The sequence below is a fragment of the Microcystis sp. M31BS1 genome, assembly GCF_020245285.1.
Taxonomy (GTDB): Bacteria; Cyanobacteriota; Cyanobacteriia; order Cyanobacteriales; family Microcystaceae; genus Microcystis; species Microcystis panniformis.
Genome location: NZ_JADBVE010000194.1, coordinates 1 through 10,758, shown reverse-complemented (window position 1 = coordinate 10,758; position 10,758 = coordinate 1). Strand labels below are relative to the sequence as shown.

Genomic DNA, 10,758 nt, shown 5'->3' with positions numbered 1-10,758 from the left:
ATCGAGAATTTGAAAATAAAGAAGAACTGGAAAAAGTAGTCAATCAGCTTTTAAATGAAGGGGGATTGATTATTAAATGGAGTAGAAAACTTAAAAATAAGGGTAATGCTGTCAATGTAACTTAAATGCGTAAAAGCTTACTACCGGTTTGCCGACACTTTGAATAATTTAGGGGGTAATCCCGCCCTCCAGACGCTGAAATCCTATGATCTTGGTCATGAATTACTGTTAATTGGGCGATATTATCTATCTCAAAATTTCTTGCTTCAGGGGGTTGGTTCCGTGGCGTTTCCGGGCAGTGCTATTCGTCTCGCCGCGGACAATAATACTAGCCCTTGGGTTACTCTACAAGTGTCCCTGTTTATGTTTTTCTGAGTTTATCCTCCTGTTGCCAGAGGACAAGAATGATGGTATGTGATATAATTTGCTCTTGCTTTCATCTACATATTTAAGTGATTTTGTCAAGAAAATGAGCGAATTAAAATCCCAAATCACGGCTATTGATCATCAACTTTCCAAACGTCCGATCGCTCTCGATCCCGCAGGATATTTTATTATTTATCTCGACCGAGAAGCCGGGTTAATCTGTGCCAAACATTACAGCAATATTATCAACGAAAAAGGTTTAGCCGTCGATCCAGAAACGGGAAAAGTTATCGGTGTTAGGCAAAAACTTGATCGCAATCCTGAGTCTATTTACACCGCTAGGACTGCCAAAGAATTAGCCGTCAAAGTAATCGAAGAAACCCAACCTTGTCCCATTACTATGTTCGATCATGCTGCTTATTTAGGTCGAGAATTTACCCGCGCTGAATACGCTTTAATCACCGGCGAAGAATATATTCAGGATTAAAAATTGGGCTTTTCAGTAATCAGTAAACAGTAAACAGGGATAAAGATGAAGATAAATAACTTAAAACTTACATCTGATAACTGATAACTGATAACTGATCACTGATCACTGATAACTGATCACTGATAACTGATAACTGATAACTGATCACTGATCACTGATCACTGATAACTGATCACTGATCACTGATAACTGATAACTGATAACTGATCACTGATAACTGATAACTGATCACTGATAACTGATAACTGATCACTGATAACTGATAACTGATAACTGTTAAACCGTGCCTTTAAATAAACCTTGGGGACGGAATAATAACAGCAATATCATAATTAATAAAGCCACGGCTAATTTATAATCAGAACCAATTAAGGGAACACTAATTTCTTGAGCAACACCAATAATTAAAGCCCCAGCAATCGCTCCGTAGGGATTACCAATACCACCTAAAATAACGGACGCAAACATTGGTAAGATTAAAAACCAGCCCATATTGGGACGTACTCCCCCAGTAATTAAACCGAACATACCTCCAGCTAAAGCAGTTAAAACTCCCGTGATTATCCATGTCCAGAAGACAACCCATTCGACGTTAATTCCGGTTACTCTAGCTAAATCGTTGCTGTCAGCTACGGCACGCATCGCCTTACCAATCTTAGTTTTTTGTAATAAAAAATGGAGGGCAATAATAACTATAATTGCCAAACCAATAACTAACAATCGATCAAAAGCTACTTTAATACCAAAAATTTCTGTAGCGGTCATCACAGGGAGATCGTAGCGTTGATTACTGCCGCCCCAGATCATTAAAATACCATTGCGAAGAAATAAAGCCAAACCGATGGAAATAATAATTAAAGTGGTAGAGTCAGCCCGTCGATCGCGCATAGGTTTCCATAATAATCTCTCGGCAATGAGCATGGCAATAGCTGTCACCGCTGCCCCCACCGGCATGGCTAACCAGAGATTAACCCCTTGTGCATTTACCAGCCAAGTTATGTAAGCACCTAAAGTCATAAAATCGCCGTGGGCAAAATTAGACAGACGCAAAATGCCACAGGTAAGGGTTAACCCGACAGCAGCCAGAGCAATAATACTGCCGACGGCTAAACCATTGAATAAAAGTTGCGGTGTATCCATCAAACCTCTTGTATAAATCAGAAATTGTCCTTAGAAATAGAAGTCAGGAGAGAGAAAATTAATTAACTTTTGTCTTTTACCTTATTTAACTGAAAGCTGAGGGCCTGTGGCTTAAATATTTTTGTTTAGACCAAATTACACGGCAGTATAAGCTCAGACAGCTATTATAAAGGTTTGTGTGCCAGCAATTTCTGGCGGCCGGTGGAAAGCTGACGGCTGATGACTTACTGCTATAAAATCAAGAATGCCCACTGATGGAATTTGCCGCCAATGAAGACTATCTTTCGATTAGCGATCGCTTTTTTTGCCCTACTATTTATCCTATCTCCTGTCAATGCCTTAGCTGCCAGTTCTGCTGCTGTCACAGGAGCCAATGCCAGTTATGAAAACCAGAATCTGACAGGAAAGGATTTTTCGGGACAAAATTTGCAATCTGCCCAATTTACTAACGTTAATCTGCAAGATTCTAACTTTAGCTCTGCCGATTTGCGCGGGGCAGTGTTTAACGGAGCCTCTATCATCGAAGGCAACTTTCATGGAGCGGACTTAACCAATGGGTTAGCCTATCTGAGTACCTTTAAAAATTCCGATTTAAGCGATGCCATTTTTGCCGAAGCAATTATGCTGCGCACCATTTTCGAGGGGGTAAATATCAACGGTGCTGATTTTAGTTTTGCCGTGCTTGACGCTCAACAAATCAAAAATCTCTGTGAAAGAGCCGAGGGTGTCAACTCAAAAACCGGCATCTCTACCCTGGAATCTTTAGGATGTGATCAATGATGCAAACCCGGGTTGGTGTTATTGGTGGTGGACAATTAGCATGGATGATGGCACAGGAAGCCAAGAAATTAGGCATTTCTCTAATTGTACAAACACCACACCCCGACGATCCCGCCGTTGCTTTAGCTGACGGGGTTGTCTTTGCGGAAATAGCCGACGTGGAAGGCACAAAAAAACTAGCTCAACATTGTGATCTGATCACTTTTGAAAATGAGTTTGTTAATTTAGATGCCCTAGAAGAATTAGCGGCCACAGGAGTGAAATTCTATCCTAGTTTGGCAAATCTGCGCCCCCTATTGGATAAATACGAGCAAAGATGTTATTTACGCTCCCTAGGGTTGCCTGTGCCTGATTTTTGGGCGATAGATAATTTATCCCAGCTAGAAAATTATCCTTTTCCGCTAGTGCTGAAAGCGCGACGACACGGTTATGATGGTCAAGGAACCTTTATTATCCGCACTCCTGAAGAATTAAAGGCCAAAAAGCCGCAATTAGAGCGTCTTGACTTGATGTTAGAAGCTTATATTCCCTACGAGCGAGAATTAGCCATCGTTGCCGCTAGGGGATTAACTGGGGAAATCGTCACCTATCCCGTGGTAGAAACCCATCAAGAGGAGCAAGTCTGTCACTGGGTAATCGCTCCCGCCGCTCTTAACCAATCTTTACAGGCTCAAACCGAATCTATCGCCCATCATCTGTTAAGTAGTTTGTCGGCGGTGGGTGTTTTCGGGATGGAATTATTTGTCACTTCCCAGGGAGAGGTATTGATTAATGAAATCGCTCCCCGTACCCATAATTCTGGTCATTACAGCCTTTCTGCCTGTCTTACCTCCCAATTTGCTCTACAACTGCAAGCAGTGGCTAATTTGCCCCTCGGAGCCACGGATTTAAAATCTGCCGGGGCAGTCATGGTTAATCTATTGGGTTTTGAGGATAGTGACGGTGATTATGGCGAAAAAAGAGCAGTTTTAGCGGCAATTCCAGACGCTCACGTTTTTTGGTACGGTAAGAAATCCCGTCCCGGTCGAAAATTAGGCCATGTCACCCTCTTAAGGGATACAAGCGATCGCTCTGAGTTATTGGCCCTAGCAAAACAGATAGAAAAGCTTTGGTATGGTTGTTAGGGAAGTGGGGTGTATTTTCAGTGAACAGTAATCAGTAAACAGTGAACAGTAAACAGTAATCAGTAAATAGTGAACTGATAATTGATAAAAATGTGAACTGAAACCTCACATCTGAAACCTCACATCTGATAACTGATAACTGATAACTGATAACTGATAACTGATTCAGCAAACCTAATTAAAAGACTTTTTTGATTGCCTCGGCCAGTTTTTGACTGATTAACTCGTTACCGTCCCTGCTGAGATGAATATTATCGATATAGAGGGAATCGGGATTAGGATGGGCTTGAAAAATGGGCAGAAAATCTAGATAAAAAATCTGCTGGTTGCCGGTGAAATCCGCTAGTCTTTGACGGGATTTCAATTCATAATCTCGCCCCTGTTTTTGAGCTTCGCGAATGAGGGGAGTGATAGCGATAATTAAACGGGCTTGATTAGCCTGAGCAAGGGATTGAATTTGGGCAAGAGCGTTTAAATTATTGCCCACTCGATCGCCTCCTTCTTGCACCGGTGGTAGGGGAGGATAACGCTTAAAATATCGATCGTACAACTCGATTAAAGCTAAAGCCGGCCGGCGATCAGGATAATTAATTTCTCGTCCCACCACCGCCGAACTAGGAGCTAAAGCGAACAGATCATCGGTGTTCATTAATAACACAATCACCTGAGATTCAAAGGTGCCGAAACGTCGCAGATAGGCCAATTGATTGCGTGGTCCCCACGAATTAGCCGAAGCATTGAGAACTTGCACTGAACCCGTCAGATTTTGGCCTAAATTTTTGGTGATTAAAGCAGCAATGGTCTCTTTTTGATCTGTCCACCAAGAGCCATTAGCGATCGAATCACCGATTAACATTATTCTCGTCGTCTCTGGAGGCCGTTGGGGTGTAATCGGATCGCTGCGCATCGAATACTGATTAACGGCGATAAAATTGGAAAAACGGCGCGTTTGTTGATTAGGAGCCAAAAGATAGCCAATTTCGGCATCAGCTTTGTAAATAAGCGGATTACCGAACCCGAAGACAATTCTTAAAATAGCCTCAAGGAGAAGGCCAAGGGCGAAAAGAACGCCTAGAATGATTAAAGACAGCCGAATGATACCAATTTCTAATAACACGGATAGATGAGAGTTAGCTAATTTATGATCCTAAAGTGTCTCATACTTTCTACATCCATCTCATGAAAAGGAGTTAAAAGCAATGTCAGACTTAAATCGTGGCATCATGAAATTCGAGGGAGCCGATAAACCGGCAGTAGTGGCGATATCGTCGATTATCGTTATCGGTAGTATTATTGCTCTGATTCTTTGGGCAATGAAAGTCGCCTACATCTAGTTAACTAAGTGGGTGGGTGGAATTAAATATAAGATGAACGTAGGTTGGTTTGAAGCATGAAACCCAACGCCCGCTCATGTTACGCTACCGCTAACCCATCCTACAAATAATTGTGCCTCCCTACTTAGAATAATTTCCCTCACTTTTGGCATCACTCGGTTTAAATTTCTGGCCATCACGATCTCACCTCTTGTCCCCTTGAGCCTGTAGGATAGGGTCAAGGGAGAAATTGCTAGTTCCCTCTATTGCGCTTGCTAGTCACACTCGACTCGAAACAGATCATCGATGAGCAGATCAACTTCTGTTTTAACAGAACTGTTGCAGTTACTCCCCCAATGGCGATCGCAGATGTACTTCAAAGCATCCCTGACCGCGCTATCCCACGCCATGGAGGATCAGGTTTTAGCGGAAGACGATCAACCATTAGTGATTGCCAGTTTTCAGCGTGAGCGCTTTTATCGTCAAGAGGCCCATCGCTATCGACGCATTGCCCACAAAAGCGGGCAAGTTTACGTTTTGTCCGCCCCAGAAACCGATTTTAAGCATAGTTCCGACGTTTACGAGACGATCGCTTTTCAACCGGACGACAGTTTAGCCAAAGAATGGCATCTAGTGGTTATCAGTCGCCATTATGCTAGTTGTTTAATCTGTCGGGAACGAACCCATCTGGTAGCCGAAGGGGAAAATAGGGCAGCTATGGATAATAATCGCCGTTTTGAGGGGATTTGGACGAGCGATCGCCATGTGAGTCAACAGGCCGCCCAAATTCTCTTAAATCATATTCTCGATTATCGTCCCGAACTGGCAGAGAAAATTAGGCGCGCTCAAGAAGAATACCTGATCTGTGAACTGACGGACAGGGATCATCAAGAGGAACCGGATCCCTTTGTCCAGCGATTGGTCACTTATTTGCAAGCGGGACAGTATAAACTGCTGAAAGCCAATCGTTCCTTGGCATCGAAAGAACACAAGGAAAGACTGATCAACTCGGTGACAGCGGCGATCCGTCGTTCCCTCGATCCGGAAGATATCCTCCAGGTGGCAGTGCGGAAATTGGGGGAGGGATTGGGAGTCTGTCGCTGCGTGGTCTATCGTTGTAAGGAAGCCGACATTAACGCCACCATCGAACACGAATTTTTAAACCCTGGCATTAGTTCCATCAAAGGACAAAAATGGCCCCTGAAAAATAATCCTCTGTTTCAGGAAGTGCTGGAATTGAGAGAATCCCTAAAAATCGAAGACGCTATTCACGATCCCCGTCTTCCCGGGGATTCCATTCAAAATCTGGTGCGGGAATGTTCCATCTATTCTTGGTTATTAGTACCGATTTTTTACCAAAGCCGTCTCTTGGGAATGTTGGAACTGCATCACTGTGGACCCTATACCACCACTTGGAAGAGCGAGGATGTCGCCCTGGTGGACGCGGTGGCCACTCAAATCGGAGTCGCTCTCATTCAAGCAGAAGCCTACGCTAATTTACAGGATTTAAATGAACAATTAGCCGCCCTCGATCGCACTCGTTCTAATTTAGTCGCCATTACCGGCCACGAATTACGCACCCCCCTGTCCACCATTCAAGTCTGTCTAGAAAGTTTGGCCTCGGAACCGGATATGCCGGCGGAAATGCGCCAAATTATGCTTGATACTGCCCTGAAAGATGCGGAACGAATGCGTAAATTAATCCAAGATTTTTTAACTCTTTCTAGGTTAGAAAGTGGCCGGGTTAATTGGAATCCCGAAGCTTTATCCTTATCGGAATGTGTGGAATTAGCCATCAGTCACGTTCACTCCCTCAATCTCGACAACGAAAACCCCAAAATTAGCAATCTTGTCCCCCCTAATCTGCCCTTTGTTTTAGCCGATGGCGAGTGGTTAGTGGAATTACTCTCCAAACTTCTCGATAATGCCTGTAAGTTTACCGGACGGGAGGGAAATGTCTCGATCGAAGTCGCTTTGGGAAAGCCAAAAACTCTAGAAGTCACCATTTCTGACACCGGACGCGGGATCGAACCCAATCGTTTAGAACAGGTTTTTGATCGCTTTTACCAAGAGGAAGGAGCCCTGCAACGCAGTGCCGGGGGAACTGGTTTAGGACTGGCTATCTGTCGTCAGATCGTCAATGGTTGGGGCGGCGAAATTTGGGCAGAATCCCGGGGCAAAAATCACGGCAGTCAGTTTCATTTTACTATTCCAATATTTAAAGATAAAACTAACAATAATCCCCCAAATACCGCTCCGAAAAAATCCCCCCGTCGTGCTGCCAGTAAACGTAAATAGCGGCCGGTTGCCCGTTTAGTTTTGGCTCTCTACTCGTGACTTCCTATGCCTTTTCTTCATCAAAAACTAAACAAAAAAGCATTAAAAAAGAAGCATCCAATCCCCAGGATATATAATAAACTTAAAAGAGTAATCAATTAGTCGTTTTTAGGTGAAAAAATTATGGGACGTGCCAAGAGAGTGGTTTTAGCTTATTCCGGAGGAGTCGATACTTCCGTCTGTATTCCCTATCTCAAACAGGAATGGGGAGTAGAAGAAGTGATTACCCTAGCCGCCGATTTAGGACAGGGAGACGAATTAGGACCGATTCAAGAAAAGGCTCTGCGCTGCGGAGCGATCGAATCCTTAGTAGTCAATGCTCAAGAAGAATTCGTCAAAGAATACGCTTTTCCCTCAATTCAAGCTAATGCTCTCTACGAAAATCGTTATCCCCTTTCTACCGCCCTGGCTCGTCCTTTAATCGCTAAATTATTAGTAGAGGCCGCCGAGAAATACGGGGCCGATGCCGTCGCTCACGGTTGCACCGGCAAAGGTAACGATCAAGTGCGTTTTGATGTGGGCATTATGACCCTCAATCCTAGTTTAAAAGTTCTCGCTCCCGCCAGGGAATGGGGCATGAGCCGGGAAGAAACCATCGCCTACGGGGAAAAATTCGGGATCGAGTCTCCTGTGAAAAAATCCTCGCCTTTTAGTATCGATCGTAACCTGTTGGGGCGCAGTATTGAAGCCGGTCCCTTGGAAGATCCGATGACGGAACCCCCGGAAGAAATCTATTTAATGACCAAAGCGATCGCCGATACTCCCAACGAGCCGGAATACGTCGATATCGGTTTTAATCAGGGGATTCCTGTCAGTTTAAACGGAGAAAATCTCGATTCTGTCACGCTAATTAGTCAATTAAATGACCTAGTGGGTAAACACGGTGTTGGTCGTTTAGATATGATCGAAAACCGGGTAGTGGGAATTAAATCCCGAGAAATTTACGAGGCCCCGGCTTTATTAGTTTTAATTGATGCTCACCGGGACTTAGAAAGTTTGACTTTAACTGGAGATGTTACCCAATATAAACGGGGAATTGAAGATACCTACGGACAGTTAATTTATAAAGGATTGTGGTACAGTCCCTTAAAGGAAGCGATCGATGCTTTTATCCTCAAAACCCAAGAACAGGTAACGGGATCGGTGCGAGTCAAACTGTTTAAAGGTAACGCTAAAGTGGTCGGTCGTCAGTCAGTCAATTCTATCTATTCTCCCGATTTAGCTACCTACGGAGCCGAGGATCAATTTGATCATAAAGCTGCTGAAGGTTTCATCTATGTTTGGGGATTACCCAGCAAAGTTTGGGCCGAAAAAACTAGAGGGAAGTAATCAACAATTCTCCCCTAAGTAAGTGGGTGTTAATTCAGATCCCCCCAGCGATCAACACCCCCCTTATCAAGGGGGGAAGGGGGGATCGGCACCCCCCTTATCAAGGGGGGAAGGGGGGATCAACATCCTTATTAAGGTAGGGTTGATTCACGAATCAACCCCCAAGGTAGGGTTAATTCATGAATTAACCCTACTATGGGCGAAGGGGGGATCAGCACCCTTATCAAGGGGGGAATCAACAAAAATTAAATTTGAACCAGACTCGATAACTGATTTAAATTTGATCACCGATTTTATCAGACTTAGGATTGTTAATAAAATTAAATATAACTAATGAAATTACTTTTTTAGAACCATGCCAGCAAAAGATATTTACCATGAAGCCGTGAAAAATGCCTTAATTAAAGACGGTTGGAGTATTTTAGCTGATCCTTATAAAATTAAATATAAAGATGTTGAATTTTTGCTGATTTAGCAGCAGAAAAACCTCTGGCTGCTGAAAGAAATGGACGTAAAATTGTTGTGGAAATCAAAAGCTTTTTAAGTCCCTCACCTATGAGAGATTTTGAAATAGCTTTAGGACAGTATATTTTATATCGAAATTTAATCAGTCTTACCGAACCAGAATATCAAATTTATCTAGCCATTAAAGACAGCATTTATGAAAATTTTTTCCAACGAGAATCAATTCAGGCTATTGTGAAAATAAATCAATTACTTTTGCTGGTTGTTGAGATGGAAAAGGAGAAAATTTTACGATGGATAGACTAAAAAAATATCGCAATGCCATTAAAAAAGTATTAACAGAATATCACGAATGGGTTTCTGGTTCTGCTAATTTAGATCAAGAAAGTTGTCTGGTTTTTGACGAGATACATGATCAGTATTTTTGGCTTTTTATGGGTTGGGAAGGCAAGAAAAAAATCAGGAATATTCAAGTCCATATTAGGATTAAAAATGAGAAGATTTATATTGAGGAGGATTGGACAGAGGAAGGTATCGCTACGGAATTATTAAGGGAGGGTATTTCTAAAGAAGATATAGTTTTAGCTTTTTACGATCTGGAAACTCGTAAGTTAACAGGGTTTGCCGTGAGTTAAGTTATCGGTAAATCTTGCCTCGAAATCTGAGGTTGATAAAAGAAGCTTAAAGGAGCTATTCTGTTACTTTTGAACCATTTTATCCCTATAGGTAACAAAAATTTGAGTTATAATTATAATATCTCTATAAACCAGCATAAAAAAAGCTTATGGCTATTTCAATTACTTTAACTTTACCTGATGAGATTTTTAATCTAGCTCAATCCTTAGCCCATTCAATTAACCGTGATCTTAATGATATATTAGTAGAAGCGATCGCTTTTTCTATTAGTCCCAATTATCAAGGCGAAAAAATCTCATCCCTAAATTCATTATCAGATGAAGAAATTATCAAATTAACTCAATTACAAATGGCATCAGAACAGGATCAAAGATTAAGCGAGTTGCTCAATCAACAACAAGAGAGAGATTTATCAACCTTTGAAAATACGGAACTTTGGTCATTGATGCAAATTTATCAAATAAACTTGTTAAAGAAGTCTCAAGGATTAAATGAAGCGGTTAAAAGAGGATTAATTTCACCCTTAGAAGCATGAATCCCAGCCCTATTCCCGACTATATTAAAGATAAAATTCGCCAACAAGCTAATAATCGCTGTGGGTATTGTTTAAGTTTACAAAAATATGTGTTAGGATTGCGGCTCTTCTCGACTTTGTGTGATAATTTTTGCTTATGGAATCGTGAAATGCTTATCAGGCAAGACTTTTAGTGCTATTTGGCGGAATAAACTATCAGTATAGACCTCGTTTCCACACAGAAACCAGAAGAGCCGGATTGCT

At 42.3% G+C, this 10,758-nt stretch carries 11 protein-coding genes and 2 pseudogenes; 11 read left to right on the top strand and 2 right to left on the bottom strand.

The genetic code is table 11. The features are described 5' to 3' along the window. Window positions 1-125, top strand: a pseudogene (locus IM509_RS11490) (IS630 family transposase); the annotation flags it as partial. Window positions 126-469: 344 nt separating this feature from the next. Further along, window positions 470-853: a DUF4346 domain-containing protein gene (locus IM509_RS11485; RefSeq protein ID WP_002735883.1), complete on the top strand. Its 384-nt coding sequence runs from the start codon at window positions 470-472 to the stop codon at window positions 851-853. 279 nt (window positions 854-1,132) lie between these two features. Here IM509_RS11485 and IM509_RS11480 read toward each other — a convergent pair whose 3' ends face one another. Continuing rightward, on the bottom strand, window positions 1,133-1,996 hold the full coding sequence (locus IM509_RS11480) for a branched-chain amino acid ABC transporter permease (protein WP_052278260.1): 864 nt from the start codon (window positions 1,994-1,996) through the stop codon (window positions 1,133-1,135). 270 nt (window positions 1,997-2,266) lie between these two features. Between IM509_RS11480 and IM509_RS11475 the strand changes: the two genes are divergently transcribed. Both IM509_RS11475 and IM509_RS11470 read left to right on the top strand, forming a co-directional pair. Beyond that, a complete protein-coding gene (locus IM509_RS11475; RefSeq protein WP_002780550.1) occupies window positions 2,267-2,776 on the top strand; it encodes a pentapeptide repeat-containing protein in 510 nt (169 codons plus the stop codon). Next, complete coding sequence (locus IM509_RS11470; protein WP_052278259.1) at window positions 2,773-3,900, top strand: 5-(carboxyamino)imidazole ribonucleotide synthase; 1,128 nt, start codon at window positions 2,773-2,775, stop codon at window positions 3,898-3,900. The genes IM509_RS11475 and IM509_RS11470 overlap by 4 nt, the downstream gene beginning before the upstream one ends. A gap of 178 nt (window positions 3,901-4,078) precedes the next feature. On the opposite strand, the gene IM509_RS11465 is transcribed toward IM509_RS11470, so the two are convergent. Beyond that, window positions 4,079-5,017, bottom strand: coding sequence for an SGNH/GDSL hydrolase family protein (locus IM509_RS11465; protein WP_052278258.1), 939 nt, complete (start codon window positions 5,015-5,017; stop codon window positions 4,079-4,081). Window positions 5,018-5,099: 82 nt separating this feature from the next. Between IM509_RS11465 and IM509_RS11460 the strand changes: the two genes are divergently transcribed. The 7 genes and pseudogenes from IM509_RS11460 to IM509_RS11430 all read left to right on the top strand — a co-directional run bounded on the left by IM509_RS11460 (window position 5,100) and on the right by IM509_RS11430 (window position 10,688). Further along, window positions 5,100-5,234, top strand: coding sequence for a hypothetical protein (locus IM509_RS11460; RefSeq protein WP_002736350.1), 135 nt, complete (start codon window positions 5,100-5,102; stop codon window positions 5,232-5,234). Window positions 5,235-5,519: 285 nt separating this feature from the next. Further along, the gene (locus IM509_RS11455; protein ID WP_185237509.1) at window positions 5,520-7,511 is read left to right on the top strand and encodes a DICT sensory domain-containing protein; all 1,992 of its coding nucleotides are present in this window, start codon (window positions 5,520-5,522) and stop codon (window positions 7,509-7,511) included. A gap of 162 nt (window positions 7,512-7,673) precedes the next feature. Beyond that, window positions 7,674-8,879 carry an argininosuccinate synthase gene (locus IM509_RS11450; protein WP_002736083.1) on the top strand — a complete coding sequence of 402 codons (1,206 nt, stop codon included), beginning with the start codon at window positions 7,674-7,676 and terminating at the stop codon, window positions 8,877-8,879. 355 nt (window positions 8,880-9,234) lie between these two features. Continuing rightward, window positions 9,235-9,650, top strand: a pseudogene (locus IM509_RS11445) (XisH family protein). Continuing rightward, window positions 9,638-9,979 (top strand): XisI protein, encoded by a 342-nt coding sequence (locus tag IM509_RS11440; protein ID WP_002780558.1) that lies wholly within the window; start codon window positions 9,638-9,640, stop codon window positions 9,977-9,979. Before IM509_RS11445 ends, IM509_RS11440 begins: the two are co-directional and overlap by 13 nt. 149 nt (window positions 9,980-10,128) lie before the next feature. Next, window positions 10,129-10,515, top strand: a complete 387-nt coding sequence (locus tag IM509_RS11435) for a hypothetical protein (protein ID WP_052278256.1) — start codon at window positions 10,129-10,131, stop codon at window positions 10,513-10,515. Further along, complete coding sequence (locus IM509_RS11430) at window positions 10,512-10,688, top strand: hypothetical protein (protein ID WP_185237510.1); 177 nt, start codon at window positions 10,512-10,514, stop codon at window positions 10,686-10,688. The genes IM509_RS11435 and IM509_RS11430 overlap by 4 nt, the downstream gene beginning before the upstream one ends. Window positions 10,689-10,758 lie beyond the last annotated feature (70 nt).

Bases quoted from the DNA above. Each gene is read 5' to 3' on its own strand.
- IM509_RS11485 (WP_002735883.1), top strand. From the start codon at position 470: ATGAGCGAATTAAAATCCCAAATCACGGCTATTGATCATCAACTTTCC.
- IM509_RS11480 (WP_052278260.1), bottom strand. From the start codon at position 1,996: ATGGATACACCGCAACTTTTATTCAATGGTTTAGCCGTCGGCAGTATT.
- IM509_RS11475 (WP_002780550.1), top strand. From the start codon at position 2,267: ATGAAGACTATCTTTCGATTAGCGATCGCTTTTTTTGCCCTACTATTT.
- IM509_RS11470 (WP_052278259.1), top strand. From the start codon at position 2,773: ATGATGCAAACCCGGGTTGGTGTTATTGGTGGTGGACAATTAGCATGG.
- IM509_RS11460 (WP_002736350.1), top strand. From the start codon at position 5,100: ATGTCAGACTTAAATCGTGGCATCATGAAATTCGAGGGAGCCGATAAA.
- IM509_RS11455 (WP_185237509.1), top strand. From the start codon at position 5,520: ATGAGCAGATCAACTTCTGTTTTAACAGAACTGTTGCAGTTACTCCCC.
- IM509_RS11450 (WP_002736083.1), top strand. From the start codon at position 7,674: ATGGGACGTGCCAAGAGAGTGGTTTTAGCTTATTCCGGAGGAGTCGAT.
- IM509_RS11440 (WP_002780558.1), top strand. From the start codon at position 9,638: ATGGATAGACTAAAAAAATATCGCAATGCCATTAAAAAAGTATTAACA.
- IM509_RS11435 (WP_052278256.1), top strand. From the start codon at position 10,129: ATGGCTATTTCAATTACTTTAACTTTACCTGATGAGATTTTTAATCTA.
- IM509_RS11430 (WP_185237510.1), top strand. From the start codon at position 10,512: ATGAATCCCAGCCCTATTCCCGACTATATTAAAGATAAAATTCGCCAA.